This window comes from Limnohabitans sp. (assembly GCF_040400975.1).
GTDB lineage: Bacteria > Pseudomonadota > Gammaproteobacteria > Burkholderiales > Burkholderiaceae_C > Limnohabitans_A.
In genome coordinates, this window is the sequence record NZ_JBBAPF010000010.1 from 33,327 (window position 1) to 52,462 (window position 19,136).

Annotated in this window: 19 protein-coding genes and 1 pseudogene; 2 read left to right on the forward strand and 18 right to left on the reverse strand. The window is 58.9% G+C overall.

The annotated features are described in order from the left end of the window. The first annotated feature begins 111 nt into the window (after positions 1-111). The gene (locus tag ABWQ00_RS07870) at positions 112-546 is read left to right on the forward strand and encodes an Hsp20/alpha crystallin family protein (RefSeq protein WP_353238118.1); all 435 of its coding nucleotides are present in this window, start codon (positions 112-114) and stop codon (positions 544-546) included. A 62-nt stretch (positions 547-608) separates the two neighbouring features. On the opposite strand, the gene ABWQ00_RS07875 is transcribed toward ABWQ00_RS07870, so the two are convergent. The 3 genes and pseudogenes from ABWQ00_RS07875 to pobA all read right to left on the reverse strand — a co-directional run bounded on the left by ABWQ00_RS07875 (position 609) and on the right by pobA (position 3,535). Next, positions 609-1,187 (reverse strand): HPF/RaiA family ribosome-associated protein, encoded by a 579-nt coding sequence (locus ABWQ00_RS07875; protein WP_353238119.1) that lies wholly within the window; start codon positions 1,185-1,187, stop codon positions 609-611. Between the two features lie 185 nt (positions 1,188-1,372). Then, on the reverse strand, positions 1,373-2,242 hold the full coding sequence (locus ABWQ00_RS07880; RefSeq protein WP_353238120.1) for a CoA transferase: 870 nt from the start codon (positions 2,240-2,242) through the stop codon (positions 1,373-1,375). Between the two features lie 99 nt (positions 2,243-2,341). Next, positions 2,342-3,535, reverse strand: a pseudogene (gene pobA / locus ABWQ00_RS07885) (4-hydroxybenzoate 3-monooxygenase). Positions 3,536-3,715: 180 nt separating this feature from the next. On the opposite strand from pobA, the gene ABWQ00_RS07890 reads away from it, so the two are divergent. Next, on the forward strand, positions 3,716-4,486 hold the full coding sequence (locus tag ABWQ00_RS07890; RefSeq protein ID WP_353238121.1) for an IclR family transcriptional regulator domain-containing protein: 771 nt from the start codon (positions 3,716-3,718) through the stop codon (positions 4,484-4,486). 6 nt (positions 4,487-4,492) lie between these two features. On the opposite strand, the gene ABWQ00_RS07895 is transcribed toward ABWQ00_RS07890, so the two are convergent. The 15 genes from ABWQ00_RS07895 to ABWQ00_RS07965 form a co-directional block, all read right to left on the reverse strand. Further along, positions 4,493-5,206: an ABC transporter ATP-binding protein gene (locus ABWQ00_RS07895; RefSeq protein WP_353238122.1), complete on the reverse strand. Its 714-nt coding sequence runs from the start codon at positions 5,204-5,206 to the stop codon at positions 4,493-4,495. Position 5,207: 1 nt separating this feature from the next. Continuing rightward, on the reverse strand, positions 5,208-5,975 hold the full coding sequence (locus ABWQ00_RS07900) for an ABC transporter ATP-binding protein (protein WP_353238123.1): 768 nt from the start codon (positions 5,973-5,975) through the stop codon (positions 5,208-5,210). Further along, a complete protein-coding gene (locus ABWQ00_RS07905) occupies positions 5,968-6,996 on the reverse strand; it encodes a branched-chain amino acid ABC transporter permease (RefSeq protein ID WP_353238124.1) in 1,029 nt (342 codons plus the stop codon). The genes ABWQ00_RS07900 and ABWQ00_RS07905 overlap by 8 nt, the downstream gene beginning before the upstream one ends. Positions 6,997-7,012: 16 nt before the next feature. Then, positions 7,013-7,876 (reverse strand): branched-chain amino acid ABC transporter permease, encoded by an 864-nt coding sequence (locus ABWQ00_RS07910; RefSeq protein ID WP_353238125.1) that lies wholly within the window; start codon positions 7,874-7,876, stop codon positions 7,013-7,015. A 105-nt stretch (positions 7,877-7,981) separates the two neighbouring features. After that, on the reverse strand, positions 7,982-9,175 hold the full coding sequence (locus tag ABWQ00_RS07915) for an ABC transporter substrate-binding protein (RefSeq protein WP_353238126.1): 1,194 nt from the start codon (positions 9,173-9,175) through the stop codon (positions 7,982-7,984). 132 nt (positions 9,176-9,307) lie between these two features. Continuing rightward, the gene (gene fliJ / locus ABWQ00_RS07920; protein WP_353238127.1) at positions 9,308-9,757 is read right to left on the reverse strand and encodes a flagellar export protein FliJ; all 450 of its coding nucleotides are present in this window, start codon (positions 9,755-9,757) and stop codon (positions 9,308-9,310) included. 19 nt (positions 9,758-9,776) lie between these two features. Then, positions 9,777-11,096, reverse strand: a complete 1,320-nt coding sequence (locus ABWQ00_RS07925) for a FliI/YscN family ATPase (protein ID WP_353238128.1) — start codon at positions 11,094-11,096, stop codon at positions 9,777-9,779. After that, positions 11,093-11,884 (reverse strand): FliH/SctL family protein, encoded by a 792-nt coding sequence (locus ABWQ00_RS07930; protein WP_353238129.1) that lies wholly within the window; start codon positions 11,882-11,884, stop codon positions 11,093-11,095. The genes ABWQ00_RS07925 and ABWQ00_RS07930 overlap by 4 nt, the downstream gene beginning before the upstream one ends. Positions 11,885-12,011: 127 nt before the next feature. Then, positions 12,012-13,127 carry a flagellar motor switch protein FliG gene (gene fliG, locus ABWQ00_RS07935; RefSeq protein ID WP_353238130.1) on the reverse strand — a complete coding sequence of 372 codons (1,116 nt, stop codon included), beginning with the start codon at positions 13,125-13,127 and terminating at the stop codon, positions 12,012-12,014. A 20-nt stretch (positions 13,128-13,147) separates the two neighbouring features. Then, the gene (gene fliF / locus ABWQ00_RS07940; RefSeq protein ID WP_353238131.1) at positions 13,148-15,007 is read right to left on the reverse strand and encodes a flagellar basal-body MS-ring/collar protein FliF; all 1,860 of its coding nucleotides are present in this window, start codon (positions 15,005-15,007) and stop codon (positions 13,148-13,150) included. A 21-nt stretch (positions 15,008-15,028) separates the two neighbouring features. After that, positions 15,029-15,373: a flagellar hook-basal body complex protein FliE gene (gene fliE / locus ABWQ00_RS07945; protein WP_353238132.1), complete on the reverse strand. Its 345-nt coding sequence runs from the start codon at positions 15,371-15,373 to the stop codon at positions 15,029-15,031. A gap of 11 nt (positions 15,374-15,384) precedes the next feature. Next, positions 15,385-16,860 (reverse strand): sigma-54 interaction domain-containing protein, encoded by a 1,476-nt coding sequence (locus ABWQ00_RS07950; protein WP_353238133.1) that lies wholly within the window; start codon positions 16,858-16,860, stop codon positions 15,385-15,387. Positions 16,861-17,032: 172 nt separating this feature from the next. After that, positions 17,033-17,233, reverse strand: a complete 201-nt coding sequence (locus ABWQ00_RS07955) for a hypothetical protein (RefSeq protein ID WP_353238134.1) — start codon at positions 17,231-17,233, stop codon at positions 17,033-17,035. Positions 17,234-17,338: 105 nt separating this feature from the next. Then, a complete protein-coding gene (locus tag ABWQ00_RS07960) occupies positions 17,339-18,562 on the reverse strand; it encodes a flagellin N-terminal helical domain-containing protein (protein ID WP_353238135.1) in 1,224 nt (407 codons plus the stop codon). 57 nt (positions 18,563-18,619) lie between these two features. Beyond that, positions 18,620-19,096 (reverse strand): tetratricopeptide repeat protein, encoded by a 477-nt coding sequence (locus ABWQ00_RS07965; RefSeq protein ID WP_353238136.1) that lies wholly within the window; start codon positions 19,094-19,096, stop codon positions 18,620-18,622. Between the last annotated feature and the right edge of the window lie 40 nt (positions 19,097-19,136).

Consider the following 19,136-nt stretch of genomic DNA (forward strand, 5'->3'; position numbering starts at 1 on the left):
AGTGTTCTTGGAGCTGTTGCTTGCCAGCGGCTCCCTGAGCGATGCGTCATTCCACCATGCTCAGCTGTTTGCAGCTTGACCGCTGCCAATTCACTTGTTGGAGAACACACCATGAGCAACCTTGCACGATTCAATCCCTTTCACGAACTCCGCGATCCTTTCAGCGACGACTTTTTCAAAGGCTTCGCCATGCGACCCATGTACCGCTTGATGGAGGGTGAACCCCAGATGCGCTTGGATCTGACGGAAGATGAGAAGAATTTCTTCGTCAAAGCCGAAATCCCTGGCGTCAAAAAAGAAGACATCAAAGTGTCGGTGGACGGCAACCAGGTGTGCCTGAGTGCCGAAGTCAAAAAGGAGAAAGAGGAAAAGCAAGGTTCCAAAATCATCCGCTCCGAACGCTTTTTTGGCAGCGTCTCACGCACTTTCACTTTGGACGAAAGCGTGGACCAGGCGGCGGCATTGGCCAAATACGAAGATGGTGTGTTGCAGTTGACCTTGCCCAAAAAGCACAACGGGCAAAGCCATATCCTCAAAATTTCCTGAGAAATGCGCGGCGGGGTCTTGCAGCAGTGGCTTGCAAGACCCCGCCTTTTTTGCGGGCCCCTCTAGACCAGAATGTGGTGCTTGCCGACCGGGGACACGCTGCTGGCCTGTGGACCTTGCTCGCCCACGTCTTCCACAAAATACACCGGTGTGCCCAGCTGCAGTTTGTCCAGGTCATCGCCGACTAGGCTGTTGCGGTGAAAGTACAGCCATCGGCCTTCCGTCGATTCGATGCGCCCGAATGTTTTGTCGGGTGAAATTTCGGTGATGTGGCCATGGGGCTTTTCTTCATGGTGCTTGGTATGCCCTTGCTGGCGGTGCACCAAGTCTTCCAGCTGTCGACGCATGGCCCTGAAGGCGTCTCGCAAGGCCACATACACATCGGTATAGGCTGGGTTTTGATCCGGTTCTCGCCCTGCAACCAATTCTTGTCCAGGCACTTTCAGATCGATCAAAACACGAAAGTGCTTACCCCGCTGGTGGTGTTTGTGGAGTTGCTCGATCACCACGCGACAGCTCTCAATGCTGGGGTAGAACTGCCCCAGTTTGTCGATTTTTTCCCTGACCTTGGCCTCTAGCGCTGGAGAGACATCCAAGTGGCGAAAAATCACTTGCAGGGAAATGGGTTTGTGGGTGCTCATCTGCTGTGTCCTTGTTTGAAAAATTCGGAAAATTCCAAAGGGCATGCGTGATGGAGCTGCCCACAGGCGAATGCTGCAGGGCAAATACCGCGGTGTCTGTGCGCTGAGCTACCCATGGCGCAGCTTCACTGCGCACGGGCGGCTTTGTGGGTCTGAACTGAGCTGATCTGCTGGCCGATTCTGTTTTACAGCGGCAGCGTCATGAGTGGAATGTCTTTGGCCGTGGCCAGTTTATCGAGCTGTGCGCGGTTCTGGCTCGCAAAGAAGGCTTCGATCGCTTGGCGCGTGGCCGGCTTGAACAAGTCTTTGACCGGGTGCGCCAGCGTGACGCCAGCGGCTTCGCACAGGCGGGTGGCAAAGTGTGGCTCGAGTGCGGCCACAGCCACGCGGCCGTTTTTACAGGCATACACACGGTAGCCCGCATGTGCGCCGCCCACCGCCCCATCGGACGTGGTCAGGCCCAGTTGGCGGGGCAGGGCGAGCCAAGCAGCCGCTTCAGACAGCGCCACTTCATGGTGCGTGCCCTGGCCTGTGGTTTTGAGGGTGATGACGGCTTTGAGCGTGGCTTCGCTGGCCATGACGGCGCCGCCCATGTCGGCAAACAAACTCGGCGGCAGTTCCATGCCGTTGACCAAGCCCACCTCGGCTTGGTAGGTCAAGTCGTGGCCCGGAATCTCGGCCAATGGGCCGGGTGCGCCCACCACCTCAATCAAGCTCAGTGCAGGGTACTGCTTGTGCAGAGCCTTCCAGCCCAAGCCCAGTTTGGCAAGGGCAGACGGGCGAAACGAGGTGAGCAGCACATCGGTCTTGGGCAACAACTTGTGCAGCGCGGCTTGACCCGCCTCAGTCTTGAGGTCCAGAGTTTTGTGCTTCACGCCCGCGTGCAACAGGTCATAGCCACGGGTGGTGTAGTGCTGCATCGGGTCGCCTGCGGGCGGGTTGACCTTGGTGCAGCGTGCGCCCATTTGGGCCAAGCGCATCAGGGCAGCAGGGCCCGGCAAGTTGAGGGCCAGGCTCAAAACGCGCAGACCGCGCAGGGGTTGGGTCGTAGACATGGTGGGCACCTTTGAATGGACACAAAGCCGTTCCGGCGGCTTGTGAAGGCTCACATTATCGGATGACCGTCTCCCTGCGTCTGTCGCCTGTGCGGGGCTTTATTCGCCAAAGTTCAGCGGCAAGCCCACATAGTTTTCGGCCATGGTGCGCGAGCCGGCTTCACTGTGGATCAAGTAGTCCAACTCGGCGTCTTGGAACTTTTGCCCCATGTCGCCGTTCTCAGGAAAGTGGTGCATCAAACTGGTGAACCACCAGCTGAAGCGCTCTGCACGCCAAACACGGCGCAAGCAACGCTCTGAATACGCGTCAATGCCCGCTTCGGTTTTGTCGGCGTAAAACTCGATGATGGCGGTGGACAAATACTTCACATCGGTGGCCGCCAAGTTCAGGCCCTTCGCCCCGGTGGGCGGCACGATGTGGGCGGCGTCACCCGCCAAAAACATGCGGCCAAAGCGCATGGGTTCGGTGACAAAGCTGCGCAGCGGAGCGATGCTTTTTTCGATGCTGTGGCCCGTGACCAGATGCTCACGGGCTTCGGGGTCCAGGCGACGGCGCAGCTCGGCCCAAAAGGCGTCGTCCGACCATTGCTCCACTTTGTCGGTGGTGGGCACTTGCAAGTAGTAGCGGCTGCGCGTGGCGCTGCGCTGTGAGCACAGGGCAAAACCACGGGTGCTGTTGGCGTAAATGAGTTCGTGGTGCACAGGCGGTGTGTCTGACAGCACGCCCAGCCAGCCAAAGGGGTAAACCTTCTCGTATTCTTGGATGGCTCTTTTGGGTGCGCTGGCGCGGCACACGCCGTGAAAGCCGTCACAGCCTGCGATGAAGTCGCATTCGATGGTGTGGGTTTGACCATCCTTTTCATAGGTCACGCGCGGCTTTGGGCTGTCGAAGTCGTGCACCTGCACGTTGTTCGCCTCGTACACCGTCGGCAAGCCCTCAGCCTGGCGGGTATGCATCAGGTCGCGGGTGACTTCGGTTTGGCCGTACACGATGACTTTTTTGCCACCCGTGAGTTTGTCCATGTCCACACGGTGGCGTGCCCCTTTGAACAGCAGGTCAAAGCCGGTGTGCACCAAACCCTCTTTGTGCATGCGTTGGCCCACGCCGGCCTCGTCCAGCAGGTCCATCGTGACTTGTTCCAGCACGCCCGCACGGATGCGCGACAGCACATAGTCGCCGCTTTGGCGCTAGACGATGATGGCGTCGATGCCTGCCTTGAAAAGCAGTTGGCCCAGCAGCAGGCCTGAGGGGCCTGCGCCGACGATGGCGACTTGGGTGCGGGTGGTGCTCATGGTGCGTCTGTCATGGTGGGTTGAATGGCCTGCCAGCTTAGATGTCTCTGACTTGAATTCAGGGAGATGGACAGCGAGTTTGTGCGTTGATTGGTTTATTTGTGCGATCATCGCGCAAATTGATATGGCTCAATTCGTGACGGATTTGGCCACGAACACTCACAAAAGAGGACGCACCCCATGACGATCTCCAAAGCAGACTTCATCGAGGGCCTGGCCAAAGGTTTGGCGGTGCTCGAAGCTTTTGACACCGAGCGCCAACGCCTGAATGCCACACAGGCCGCGCAGCGCACAGGCATCACACGGGCTGCGGCACGGCGGCATTTGCTCACGCTGGCCGAATTGGGTTATCTGGAAACCGATGGTTCCCACTACTGGCTGTCGGCGCGGGTGTTGCGCTTGGCGGGCAGTTACATGGCCACATCGCGCCTGCCGCGCACACTGCAACCCACGCTCAACCGATTGGCGGCACAAACACAGGCAGCCTTCAGTGCGGTGGTGCTGGATGGCGACGAGTGCGTGATCGTGGCCCGAAGTGCCGGGGTGGCCGAGCCGGTGCGCCACTTGGCTTATGGCTTGCACTTGGGCGCACGCTTACCCGCGCATGCCACCTCCACCGGGCGCGTGCTGCTGGCCAGCTTGCCCCAGGCCGACTTTGCGGACTGGCTCCAGGGCCGAGAGTTGGCCCGCATCACCCCACAAACCGAGGTGGGTGCGGCCAAGTTCAAGGCGCTGGTGGATCGGGTGCGACATGACGACCACTGCCTGGCCCGCGATGGTCATGAGTTGGGCATTCACGCGCTGGCCGTGCCGCTGCGCAACATGCAAGGCCGAACGCTGGCCGCCCTGAATGTGGTGGGCACCGCAGACCAATTGAGCGATGGGGCTGTGCAGCACAAATGGCTGCCGTTGTTGCTGGATGCGGCCAGGGAGCTTCGCCCCTTGCTGTGAAGGAACTCAGACCCCCAGGTGTTGTTCCAGCACGCTGGGGTCAGCCAGCAAGACGGGGGACGAGCCTTCGAACACCACCTGGCCTTTGACCAAGATGACATTGCGGTCGGTGATCTGGGTGACGTGCTTCCAGTTCTTGTCCACGATGATGGAGCTGATGCCGCTTTGTTTGATGAGGCTGCAGATGCGCCAGATCTCTCGCGCAATCAGCGGCGCCAAGCCTTCGGTGGCTTCGTCGAGGATGAGCACATCGGGGTTGGTCATCAGTGCCCGGCCGATGGTCAGCATTTGTTGCTCACCGCCCGACAGTTGCTGGCCGCCGTGGCTCAGACGTTCTTTCAGGCGCGGGAAGGTCTCCAGCACGCGATCGTAGGTCCACTCGCGTTGCCCGTTGGTGCCAGGGCGGGCGGCCATTTTCAGGTTCTCCACCACGCTCAGGTTGCCAAAGATGCCTCGGCCCTCAGGTACATAGGCAATACCCAGCTGCGCCACCTCAAAGGTGGGGCGGCCATTCATGCGTTGGCCCTTGATGTCCACCGTGCCCGAGCGCGGCGGCACGATGCCCATGAGGGTTTTGAGCAAGGTGCTTTTGCCCATGCCGTTGCGGCCCATCAGGCCAATGGTCTCGCCCCGTCCCACCGTGAAGTTGATGCCGCGCAAGATGTGGCTCGCGCCGTAAAAAGTGTTCAGGTCTTGGGCCTGGATCAAAAAATCGCTCAAGTCAGTGCTCCTCACCCAAGTAAGCTGCCTGCACCCCCGCATCGGCCCGCACATCTGCTGGCGTGTCGCTGGCGATCACTTGCCCGTTGACCATGACCGTGAGGTGGTCGGCCAAGGTGAACACCGCGTCCATGTCGTGCTCGACCAGCAAAATGGCATGGTCATTTTTAAGGCGCAGCAGCAGCTGCACCATGCGCTCGGCTTCGGCTTGGCCCATGCCCGCCAGGGGTTCATCCAGCAACAAGACTTGGGGTTCGGTGGCCAGGGTCATGGCGATTTCAAGTTGGCGTTGTTCGCCGTGGCTGGTGGCCCCCGCTTGGGCGTGGCGGCGGTCTTGCAGCCCGGCCAGTTCGATGGCGCGTTCGGCCCTTTGGTTGACCGCTTGCATGTTGGCCGCAGCCTGGATCCAACCCAAAGGGTTGAATGGCGAGGGCTGTGCACGCGACTGGGCAGACAAGCGCACGTTGTCCCACACCGTGAAGGTACCGAAGATGTTGGTTTTTTGGTAGCTGCGCCCCAGCCCGTGGCGCGAGATTTTTTCGGGTGTCCAGCCGGTGATGTCGGTGCCCGACAGCGTCATGCGCCCACTGGTGGGGGGCAAATCGCCCGAGAGCAAATTGGCCAGCGTGGATTTGCCTGCGCCGTTGGGGCCAATGACGGCGTGGATATGGCCACGCCACAACTCAAGCGACACATCGTTCACCGCCGCCAAGCCGCCAAAGCGCTTGGTCAGGCCGCTGGCCGACATCAAGGTGTTGCGCTCACTCATGGCCAGCCCCCTGGCCTGTAGCCGATTGACCTGAAGAGGCTTTGTCACCGATGAAACGGTTGACCAGCCCCAAAATGCCCTTGGGCGCAAAAATGATCAGTGCCACGATGAACAGGCCCATCCACATCTGCCAGTGTTTGCCGGTTTTGAAGCCGCCTATTTCGGGCAAGTCCTTGAAGACATGCAGCAAATACTCAAAGCTGAAGGCCCCGACAATGGCCCCCGCAAAATTGCCCATGCCCCCCAAAATCACCATCATGATCGCGTGCGCACTCAGGTGAAAGCCCATCAGCTCGGGGTTCACAAAGCCGGTTTGCGCCGCAAACAAATACCCCGCCAAGCCCGCCAAAGCCCCGGCCAAGGTGAAGGCCGCCAATTTGTGGTTGAAGGTGTTGAAACCCAGCGCCCGCATGCGGTGCTCGTTCACCCGAATGCCCGACAGCGCTCGGCCAAACGGACTCCAGAGCAGGCGGCGCAAAAATACATAAACCGCCACCAAGCAGGCCAGCGTGAAGTAATAAAACACCCGCTTGTTTTCCAGGTCGATGATGCCCGCGTCGGGCCGGAAGTTGAGGAACAAACCGTCCGAGCCACCCAGCGACTTGTTGTCAAAGAAGATGAAGAAAATCATCTGCGCAAAAGCCATGGTGACCATGATGAAGTAAATGCCATGTGTGCGCACCACCAAAAAGCCAATCACCAGCGCCGCCAAGGCTGCGCCGCCTACCGCCAGCGGCAAGCTGGTGTACAGGCTGATGGCTTCGTTCTGGGGGGTGATGAAAGCCAGCACATAACCCGCCAAGCCAAAGTAAGCGGCATGACCCAAAGAGACGAGACCGGTCACGCCTTGCAGCAGATCGAGGCTCATGGCGAAGATGGCCAAGATCATCATGCGCACGACCATGGCCGTGTAAAAGTCAGACCCCACAAAGGGGAAGGCGGCGAGTGCCAAAAAGCCCAGCACCATCACCAACTGGATGCTGCGCGGCAGGGTTTCGAGGTGAATTTGCGGCATGCTCATGTGGTTCTTCTCGTTCTCATTGCTTGAACAGACCTTCGGGCTTGTACAGCAGCACAGCCGCCATCAGCACATACACCAGCATGCCCGAGGCTTGCGGCAGCAGCACTTTGCCAAAAGTGTCGACCAAGCCGACCAGCAGTGCGGCAATCAGGGCGCCGCGCACCGAGCCAATGCCGCCAATCACCACCACCACAAAGCACATGATCAGCACTTGGCTGCCCATGTTGGGGTAAACACTCGACACAGGCGCGGCGATCATGCCTGCGATCGAGGCCAATCCAATACCCAAAGCAAAGACCACCGAGTGGATGAGCTGGATGTTGACGCCCAGCGACTCGGTCATCTCGCGGTTGAAGGCGCCTGCGCGGATCTTCATGCCCAAACGGGTTTTGGAGATCAGCAAATACAAGCCCAGAGCCAACACCAAGCACACACCCGACATGAACAGACGGTACACCGGGTAAGACAGGTTCTCGGTCAGGGGAATGGACGCAGCCAAGAGCTGAGGGACAGGCAGGCCATGCACATCGTCACCCCAGATGATGGAGCGCAGTTCCTCAAACACATAGATCAGGCCAAAAGTCAAAAGCACTTGGTCCAAGTGATCGCGGTGATAAAAGTGCCGAAACAGCAAACGCTCAATGACCAAACCAAAAGCCACCGACAAAGCTGTGCCCACGATTATGGCCAGTGTGAAACTGCCCAGCTGCGCGGCCAGAGACCAGGCCAAGTAAGCACCCAGCATGTAAAAGCTGCCGTGGGCCAAATTCACCACGCCCATGATGCCGAAGATCAGCGTCAGGCCCGCAGCCAGCATGAACAGCAGCAGCCCGTACTGGACGCTGTTGAGCAGCTGGATCAAAAAATTCACAAAGTCCATCAAGAATCACGCTTTGAATGAAGGGGAACGGCAGGGTTTTTGGTGGCCAAATGCCAATGAAAACGGCGGACCTGAATCCGCCGTGGCACGCAGGGCTCGCGCTGTTTACATGCGGCAGCCAGCGCCCGAGTCGGCCAAAGCCTTGGCCGCAACGCCGATCACTTTGTTCTCTTTGTTCGAGACTTCGCGCAGGTAGATGTCTTGCACTGGGTTGTGCGACTTGCTCATGGTCCACTTGCCGCGTGGGCTGTCGATCACAGCCGATTCCATGGCCTTGATCATGGCGGCTTTCTGGCTCACATCGCCCTTGACGGCGTTGGCGCCCTGAATCAGCAGCAAGCCGGTGTCGTAGCCTTGTACCGCGTACACATCGGGCTGCAGTTTGAAGGTCTTGGCGTAGTTCAGTCGGAACGTGTTGTTGCGCTTGGTCTCGATGCCGTCGCCATAGTGCAGGGTGGTCAGTACGCCATCGGCCGCAGGGCCGGCGGCATCCAGCACGCCTTCGGTCAAAAAGCCCGAGCCGTACAGCGGAATCTTGCCCTTGAGGCCCGCAGCGGCATAGTCGCGCAAGAACTTGGCCGCACCGCCACCCGCAAAGAAGCAAGCCACAGCATCGGGTTTCAGCGCAGCGATTTCGGTGAGCAAAGCCTGGAACTCGACGTTGGGAAAGGGCAGGCCCAGTTCCTTGACGATCGTGCCACCGGCTTTGGTGTAACTGTCACGGAAGCCTTCAAAGGCTTCGTCGCCAGCGGCGTACTTCCAAGTGATCCACACGGCCTTTTTGTGGCCACGCTTGACCATGGTTTCGCCCAAAGCCATGGTGGGCTGGCTGTTGGAAAAACTGGTGCGGAACACATTGGGGGCGCACTGGGCGCGGGTGGCCATGTGCACGCCCGCGTTAGGGATCAGGTTGATCACGCCGCTTTCGCGGGCCACGCGATGGATGCCCATTTGTACACCCGAGTGCACCGTGCCGACCAGCACATCAACCTTGTCGCGCTGAACCAGTTTGTTGGCGTTTTCGATGGCTTTGGAAGGTTCAGACTCGTCGTCCACCTTGAACCACTCGATCTCGCGGCCGCCCAGTTTGCCGCCTTGCTCGTTGATGGCCATGCGCAAGCCGTTTTCAATGGCCACACCCAGCTGGGCAAAGGTGCCGGTATAGGGCAGCATCAGGCCGACGCGGATTTTGCCGGTCTGGGCCAGCGCACTTTGCGGCACCAGCAGGCCCGAAGAAGTAGCGCCCAACAGGGCGGCGCCTTGTGCCAAGACTTGGCGGCGTGAAGAGGGTTGGCTCATGGTTGTCTCCAGTGACAAAGAAGAAAGAACGCCAAACAGGTGTTTGCCGTTCCACGATCCCGGTCATTATGGGTCAATTGATTTGGACTTTTCGCCCCCTTGGACCCCGTGAAAACCCTTTGAGCTGCGCCCTCAGCGCTGCAGGCTCAGGTTGAACTGCCGCACGCCCAACTCGTCCATCAGCTTTTGTTCATGGCGCTGCTGCTCAAGGGCGACGGCCTTGGCTTCTTGGGCTTCCATCGACTTCATCTTGTGCAGCTCGATCTCCGCCAATGCCAGCTTTTTTCGGACAATGGCCACATGGTCTCTGGCCCTGCTCAGGTCCAGCACCACACGCTGCTGCAAATTGAGCAACTGGGCCATGAATTGGCGTTGGTTCATGCTGGCCTGCATGCCCATCACAGGCACTTGAGCCGTTTGCTCTTTGAGCCTGTACTCGTCGTAGAGCCTGCACAGCCTTTCATGGCTGGCCTGCAGTTGGTCAACACGGGCGATGGCCTGGGCGATTTCATTGTGGGCGTCGTTCACCACATCCTGGGCTTTTTTCACCAGGACGGGCCAGCAAGTTCGGGCTTGTCGCATGGGGGGCTCCTTGGGGGTGTCAGTTCTGCATCAGCGCTTGAACTTCGTGCCGGGTGGTCGCCGAGTCTTGGCTGCTGTGCATGTCTTGTTGTAAAAAAAGCTCCATTGACGAGCGCAAGCGGATGGCCTGGTCCAGGTCGGGGTTGCTGCCAGCCTCATAGGCGCCGACCTGAATCAGGTCTTGGTTTTGTTGGTACAAGGACCACAAGCGCCGAAACCGGTTGGCCATTTTTTGGTCTTCAGGCGAGATCAGGTTTTGCATCACCCGCGACACCGAACCATTCAGATCAATGGCGGGGTAGTGCGCGGCATCGGCCAGCTTGCGCGACAGCATCACCTGGCCATCGAGTGAGGCGCGGGCAATGTCCACAATCGGGTCGTTGGCGTCGTCGCCCTCGGCCAGCACGGTGTAGATGGCGGTGATCGAGCCCACGCCATGGCGGCCTACACCAGCGCGTTCAATCAGGTTGGGCAGCAAGGCAAACACCGATGGTGGATAACCCTTGGCGGTAGGCGGCTCGCCCACGGCCAGACCGATTTCGCGCTGCGCATGCGCCACGCGGGTCAGACTGTCCACCAGCATCAGCACGTTTTTCCCTTGGTCTCTGAAGTACTCGGCGATCACATGGGTCATGTGCGTGGCTTTGAGGCGCAGCACCGGCGATTCGTTGGCGGGTGCCGCCACCAGCACCGACTTGGCCAGGCCCACAGGCCCCAGCGACTCTTCAATGAAAGCCTGCACCTCGCGCCCGCGTTCGCCAATCAGCCCGATCACGACCACGTCGGCTTCTGTGAACCGGGTCATCATGCCGAGCAACACACTTTTGCCCACACCAGAACCTGCGATCAGACCCAAGCGTTGGCCCCGGCCAATCGTCAGCATGCCGTTGATGGCTTTCACGCCCACGTCCAGAATTTCCTTGATCGGGCCACGCTCCATCGGGTTGATGGGGCGACCTTGCAGGCTCAGCACATCGCGGCAATCGGGCGCAGGCTTGCCATCCAAAGGCTGGCCGCGTCCGTCGATGATGCGCCCCAGCAAACCCGGGCCCAAAGCCACTTGCGAGGTGTGGCTGATCACCCGCACCTGAGCGCCCGGGCCAATACCCTGGGGTTCGGTGAAGGGCAACAAAAACAAAGTCTCGTCGTTGAAGCCCACCACCTCGGCCTCAACCCGGTGGCCCAACTGTCCGATGATTTCGCAGCAAGCGCCCAGCGGTGCCATCAGGCCACGCGTCTCCAGCCGCATGCCGACCAAGCGCACCAGCGTCCCGTTGCGTTGTGGCTCCGGTGCATGCAAAGAGCCGATCAGCTGGTTGACTTCATGCTCAAAGTTCATGCGGGGTCGCCGTTTTCAGGGGGTGACGTTTTCACGTCGGTATCCTGCACGTCAATCACTTGACGGTTCCAGTCCCTTTTGGGGGTGGACTCGGGCAGTGGCTCTGCACGGTCTCGCACCAAGCTGGAGTTTTGCATCCAGGCTTCTGGCTCGGGCAACAAACGCCGGGCCAAAGGCTCCAGCCTGTTTTCAATCAAGTCTTGCACCACACTGTCTTGCACCCGCACCCGCACGCTGCCTGGGCGCAAGTTGACATCGAGCTCCAGTTGCAAATGGGCCGTGACCGCCTCACCCATCGCCTGCAGTTGCTTCAGATCGTCCGGGTTCAGGCTGACCTGAACCGGTGGCACTGGGTGTTCGAGTTGGGCAATGCAAGACTGCACCAAGCCGTGAATGGCCTGGCCCGACAGCTTGAGCTCGGCACGCACCAGTTGCTCGGCCAAATGCAAAGACAAGCGCTTGAGGGGTTCAAAAAAGCGCTGGGGGTCTTGGCTGATGCTTTGCAACTCCATGCCCAAACGCTGGATCAACTCACGCTCTTGTGCGCGCTCTGTGTCGGTTTCTGCCAAAAGTTGGGCACGGCCTTTGGCCACACCGGCCTGAAAGGCCTCGTCGCGCAGCTGCTCCAAGGCTTCTTCTGAGACCGTGGTTTGAGCAGACGCCTCCTCGGTGTCTGAGGGCTCCACAGGCACGGCATTGGCGTCGGCATCGATCAAATCGGGTGCCAATTGGGTATCGCCATCCAAGGGGGAAGGCCCATCGGTGTTGGCTGGCCATGCGGTTTGCACAGGAAATGTCCAAGACCCGAATGAGCGGGATCGCACCGCATCCCATTCGGTCCTTGCAAAGGTAGGCGCCACAGTGGCTTTGCTCAGCAATGCGTCCGAATTCCAAACGCTGTTGTAATTGCCCATCTTAGACAAAGCCATCGCCACCGCCCGCTAATACCAGTTCGCCGGCATCGGACAACTTGCGGGCCAAGCGCATGATTTTCTTTTGCGCCTCTTCCACTTCGGTGATGCGCAGCGGACCTTTGGATTCCATATCGTCCACGAACATGACCCTTGCGCGGGCTGACATGTTGCCGAGAAATTTGTCTTTGACGAAATCGGGTGCCCCCTTCAGGGCCACCATCAACAGATCGGGCTCGGCCGTGCGCATGATGGCCTGAATGCCTTTGTTGTCCACGCCCACCAAATTTTCAAAGGTGAACATGTTGTCCTGAATCTTTTGCATCAGGTCGGCATCAATTTGGGACAAGCCGGCCATGATGGACGACTCCAATTCCACTTTGACCGAGTTCATGATTTTTGCAGCCGCTTTGACTCCCCCAAAGCTCGAGGACTTGGACGAAGAGTTGGTGGCAAATTGCTTCATCATGATTTGCTCCAGCTCCTCCATGGCCGAGGGCTGGACCGTCTCCAGGCTGGCAATCCTTTGCATGATTTCTGGCCTGGCCTCGGCTGGCAAGAAATTCATCACATCGGCCGCCACGGTGTATTCCAGGACCGACAAAATGATGGCCACAACCTGCGGGTGTTCGCCTCGGATCATTTCAGCGATGGAGCGAGCGTCCATCCATTTCAAAATCTCCAAGCCCTTGCTGCCTTGTCCCGGCATGATGCGGCTGAGCACCGAGGCCGCTTTGTCGTCGCCTAAAGCGCGCTTAAGCACTTTTTCAACATAGTCGCCCGTGCCCAAACCCAGACTGGTTTGCTTTTTGAGCATGGTGACAAATTCGTCCAGCACGATATTCACCGCTTCTTGCGACAAATCCGACACCGACACCATGGCAGCGCCCAGCGATTGAACCTCTTTGGGGTTCATGAATCGGATAATTTCAGAAGCCTGCTGTTCGCCTAACAAAAGCATCAACACCGCTGCGCGTTGCGTACTGGTCAGCTCAGACAACTCCTGCGCCAGCTCCTGGGTCATCGAGATCTCAGGCGTGGCAGCCGCTGGGTCAGGTGATTTGGCGTCTTTGGCCTTGTCGGCTTTGACGTCTTTGTCGTCGGGTTTTTTGGTGGCCATGGTTTCTTACCTCGACGGGTTCAATTGACTTTGATCATGCTCTTGAGCACATTGGCCACACGGCCCGAATCCTCGGCCACCAGCATCCGAATGAGGGCCACTTTGTCATCATAGGTGTTGGCGGTGTCCAGCATGTCCATGGAGATGCTCGATTTCTTCGGTTTCAGCTTGGCCTTGATTTCTTCCAGACTTTCGCCCTCACCGATCTGGATCATCCGCATGTCGTCGGCGCTCAATTCGCCATCTGCCAGGGCGGCATTAGCGCTGGCTTCAGCTTCAGCTTTCGTGTCGTAGAGGTTGCGCATGACCGGACGCACCACGATCAACATGAACGCAATGAAACTCATGGCGATCAAGGCGCTGGTGATGCCGGACTGGACCATGTCCTCCAGGTACCAAGGAATCGTCTCCAATGGGGCAGGGGCCTCAAACTTGGCGGGCACCACCGTCACGATGTCGCCACGGGTCGGGTCAAAACCCACCACACCGCGCACCACTTGCTGCATTTGTTCCAGCTCTTGCGGGGTGAAAGGCACGCTCTTGGGGGCCTTGGGGTCGGTTGATTTTTCGGTCACCGGACGCTCGTTCACCAGCACGGCCACGCTGACCTTCATGACCCCACCACTGGCACTGCGCACATGGCGCACCGTGCGGTCAATTTCAAAATTGCGGGTCGAGCGGCTGCTGAGCTTGCCCGTTGAATCGGCTTGCCCTTTGGCTGCATCGGCTTGGGTGTTGTTGGTGGCGGTCGGGTCTGGCGGTGGTGAATTGGACAAAGCGCCAGGAACGCCCCCCTCGGCCGACTTGCTGACCGAGCGGTCCTCGGCCAAGACCTCCGAGCGGGTTCGTGGCCCTTTTTCGCGGTTGTCAAAGTCTTCGGTGGTGCTCTCGGTTTGCGTGAAATCCAGCGTCAGATTCACTTGCGAGCGCACATTGCCTTCACCCAGCATGGGCGACAGGATTTGCATGATCCGGTTGCGGTAAACCTCTTCGAGGTGCTGCTTGTGCTGCTCTTGTGCCGAAGTCAAACCCAGCTTTTGCTCGGTTGACGACTCGGTCATCAGTTTGCCCACCGTGTCCACCACGGTCACATGGTCGGGCGCCAAGTAGGGCACGCTGGAGGACACCAAATGAACAATCGCCTGCACTTGCGAGGCCGACACCGCGCGGCCCGGGTAGGGTGCCAGCACCACCGACGCCTTGGGTGGCGTGCGGTCGCGCACAAAAACGCTTTGTTTGGGCGTGGCCAGGTGCACGCGTGCGCTTTGCACTGTGCCAATTTGCATGATGCTGCGGGCCAGCTCTTGCTCCAAGGCCGTGTTGATCTTGACCTGCTCCATCAATTGGCTGGTCGTCATGGACGATTGGTCCTTCAGGCCCTCCATGCCGGTGGTACCGGCTTTGGGCAAGCCCTGCGAGGCCAGCAAAATGCGCGCCTCGTGAAAGCGGTTGGTCGGGACGGTCAGCTGCCCTGTGGCGGGGTCAATTTTGGGTTTGAAGTCGGCGTTTTTCAGCGACTCATATGCGGCCTGTTGGTCGGCTTCTTGCAAGCCAGGCATCACAGGGCGGTAGGGGGTGGACTGCATCCAGGCATAAGCCAATAAAAACACCACCAACACGGCCAACATCAAGATCAGTGGCAACACCTTGCGCACAGAGGGCTGGTTCAGCACCTTGCTGAAGGTGTCGGACAAGCCGATGTTCTGCCACACACTCAGGCCATTGCTGACGCCTGCGTTGGGCGTTGTGCCAGGGGCTGTGGTCAAGGCCATGCTGCCGCTGGCAGTGTTGCCAGGGTTGTTGGCCGTGGTCGGGGCGATTTCAGACCCGGTGGGCATGGTCATCATGCCGGTGTTCATCGATGCGGTCGCTGTAGCCATGTTGTGTTCTCTTGTGTTCTATCAGACCGGCATGTTCAAAATGTCTTCGTAGGCCTTTAGCACTTTGTTGCGCACCTGCAAAGTGGCTTCAAAGGCCAAAGACGACTTTTGCATGCCCAGCACCACATCGGTCAAGGCGATGTCCTCACCCCGGTCATAGGCCGCCCGCATGTTGGACGATTGCACCTGCACCTCGTTGACCTGGTTGAGCGCGCCCGTAACGAAGCTTCCAAAGCCGGGTTTGCCGACTTCATTCGACGGGTTTTTGGCTTCGGCACCCTGCAACGAAGAAGCCTGCGCCTGGTGGGTGCGCAGGGTTTGCAACATCGACTGGATACTGGCGGGGGAGATGGCTTTTTCAATCATGGTGTGTTCCTTCAGCAGGCTGCGGCCATGTTCATGCCGTGTTCACGCAGTTGCGCCATCTTGTAGCGCAGGGTGCGCGGGCTGATGCCCAAGCGCTTGGCGGCTTCGGTTTTGCTGGGTGTGCTGGCCAGCGTGGCCATGATCACCTGGTGTTCATTCAGGCGCACTGCGCTTTGCAAGTCGACAGGGGGTTCTGCAGGCGCGGCTGCATGGGGCACTGAAGGCGCCATGCTTTCAGGGATGGCCTGCACCGCCACAGGCACGGCCACAGGCCATGCATGCGCACTCGCTTCGACATCCGGAGCATCCAAAGAGGCTTTTTCTTTCGGCGTCGCCATGCTGTGTGTCAGCCAATCGTCAAACATCAAGTGCGCCGGTGTGATGTGATGGTCTGTGCACAAAACCACCGCGCGGCGCATCACGTTTTCCAGCTCGCGCACATTGCCGGGCCAGGGGTATTGCAGCAGCATCTGCTGCGCCAGTGGGTGCAAGCGCCAGGGCTGTGCAGCTTGTTGCATCAGGCTTTGCATGGCCAGCGGGATGATGTCGCCGGGCCGCTCGCGCAAGGGCTGCAAACGCATGCGGAAGGTGGCAATGCGGTAGTACAAATCTTCGCGAAACTCGCGCTCTGCAATCGCTTGCTTCAAGTCCTTGTTGGTGGCGGCCACGATGCGCACATTCAATTGAATCACGCTCTGTCCGCCCAGGCGCGTCAGTTGGCGCTCTTGCAGCACGCGCAGCAACTTGCTTTGCAGGTGCATGGGCATTTCACCGATTTCGTCCAAAAACAAAGTGCCGCCTTGGGCTTGTTCAAACAAACCCTTTTGCTCACGGTGCGCCCCGGTAAAGGCACCTTTCTCGTGACCAAACAGCATGTCTTCGATCAGGTTTTCGGGCATGGCCGCGCAGTTCAGCGCCACAAACGGGCCCATGGCGCGGCCAGATGCTTCGTGCAGCACGCGCGCCAAAACCTCTTTGCCTGAGCCGGTAGGGCCCACCAACAAAGCCGTCACATCGGCCTGAGCCACTTTGCGTGCCAAGGCCAACAGGTGTTGGCTTGAAGGGTCGACAAACACCACCTGGCGTACCGGTGTTTGCGCAGTGCGCTGGGCTGTCGGCTTGAGTTGCGCGTGCACACGCTGCCAAGCGGCTGTGCGCACATCGTCGGCGGCCAGCACCGTCAAGGCACCCGATTGGGTGGCTTCAACCGCCAAATCCAAGTCGAGCCGGTCGACGCGGCACACCACCGGCGTGTTGAGACCGGCTTCTTGCAGCAATTGTTGGACGGCTCTCAGGCGCGACACATCAGACGTCAAACGCAAGGCGACCAAGCTGGCATCGGTGGCGTGGGCCAATAACTCGTCCAGGGTGTGGATGGCCATGACCGCCCAGCCTGTGGCATGCAGCGCTTGGCTGTGCTCGGCACCCAGGGTCGATTCAGGGTCTAGCCAGAGAACAAGCGGGGTGGAAACGGGGTGTGACTTCACGGCAGTGGCCTCTTGTACAGTTACAAACTGTTAAGCAACCCTCGTGCCAGTTTTATTTGTTGGTTTAAATGAAATTTTTAATTTTAAAAGTAAACCTAATAACTCTAAAAAATTCATCAAAAAACGCCGTGCTGTCAGAACTTTGACAGGCCCCAAGCTCAGGGCCGAGCAATCAGCGCAGGGCTGGCGTGGCCTTGGCTAAAAAAAGTTTGCAAAACTGCCCGTCGGCCCGAAGCACCTCGAGGGCGGGCAATACCCGCGACTGAAAACCCATGGCCCGGCATGCGTAGGGCGCAGAAGGCACATGGCTGACCGCAAAGTGCTGGCACTGCCAGCAGTTGGGGCCTTTGGTGGGTTCGGTGGGGGTGGTCATGGCAAACAAGAGGGCGCAAAGGAGCTATTGGCCTGCGGTCGTTTGGGGTGAAAAAAAACCTGCAAACCACGCGGGTGTGCAGGTCTTGGCCCCAAGCCCAAAGGCTTAACCTTGCAGCAACTTCAAGACGGTTTGGGGTTGCTGGTTGGCTTGGGCCAACATGGCCGTAGCCGCCTGCGAAATGATCTGTGTACGGGCCAACTCGCTGCTCGACTTGGCGTAGTCGGCATCCATGATGCGGCTGCGTGACTCAGAGGTGTTTTGCGCCACGTTGGTCAGGTTGTCCATCGCATGGGTCAGACGGTTGATAACCGCACCCAAGCCCGCACGCTCTGAGTTGATGCGGTTGATGCTTTTGTCCAACTGCTCAATCGAGAGCGTGGATGCGGCGCGGTCTTTGACATTCAGCTCGCGGATGTTGGCCAAGGCGCCGTCCACCAGGGTCTCGCTCTTGGTGGGGGTGAAGGGGGTGCCAGCGGTGGCGGCTGTGAAGGTGATGACGGCTCCTGAGCGGGTCACGTCGGTACCACCAAAACTTGCCGTGGTTTGGGCCAACAACCCGGTGCTCACCGCAGCCAAGACCTCGGCTTGGGTCTTGTCTTTCACATCGGCCTCGGTAACCTCGTAGGTTTTTGTAGCATTCCCAATGGTGATGGAGACTTTGTCACCAACGGCAAAGTCGCCGCTCAGGGTCAGGGTGGTCACCTGTTTGACGGCTGTCACAGCGGTCACAGCTGGTGGGCCTGAACTTGCGGCTACGCCCACCGTATTGGGCACTGTGGTCAGTAAAGCGGCTTTGCCCGGATTTTCCCTATAACCCATATTGGCCACAGTGTGGGTGATGACTTGGTTCTCGTTGGCGCCCACTTGGAAGTTGAACTTGCCCATGACGCCACCCTCACCCTTGAGTGTGCCGTCAAGAATGCTCATGCCGTTCCACTGTGTGTCTTTGGTGATGCGGTTGACCTCGTCCTTGAGTTGTTGGTACTCCAAGTCCAAGTAAATGCGGTCACTTTCGGTGTAAGTGTCGTTGGAGGACTGCACAGACAGCTCGCGCATGCGCTGCAGCATATTGGTCATCTCGATCATCGCGCCTTCGGTGGTCTGCAACATCGAGACCGAGTCGTTGCCATTGCGAACGGCTTGGTTCAGTCCGGTGATTTGCGAGGTCATGCGCGATGAAATGGCCAAGCCTGCTGCGTCGTCGGCGGCGCTGTTGATGCGCTTGCCGGTCGACAGTTGCTGCATAGCATCTGACAGATCGCGGTTGTTTTTGACCATCGCGTTTTGCGAGACCAGGGATTTGACGTTGGTGTTGATGACAGACATGGCAGCTCTCTTTACAAATGAGGTTCAGTGAAAAGGGTTGTGGGTCGTTGGTGTGGTTCAGTGCATATGGGCCGGAGCGGCCACGGGCACTTGGGTTGAAACCAATTCTTGCAACGCCAAATACTCGTCACGCAAAGTGGGGTCGGTGGGGTGGGCTGCCATGGCTTGCTGGGCCACTTGCAAGGCTTTGCCGGGCTCGCACTGGCAGCGCAGTACACGGATAAGGTGACGCCAAGTGAAAGGGGTGGCGGCAGCGCCTTGGGTGTCGACCAGTTTGCGCAGCATGTCTTCGGCGGTGGTCCAGTCTTGTTGGATCTCGGCCAGCAAGGCGCTGATGGCCAAGATGTCTTCGCTCTCAGGGTACAGGCTTTGGCCCGCAGCGGCCAAGGCGTTGGCCAGATCAATCCGGTTGGCGGCTACCAAATCGGCCATGGTCTGGCGAATCTCGGCAGCAGAAAACTGCGACACATCGCGCAGGCTCAGCATCTGACCAGAAACGGCTTGCGACAGCATGGCTTGGTAAAGGGATGTCATTTACAGGTCTCCTGAAAAGGGGTGTCAAAAATTCGGTGGT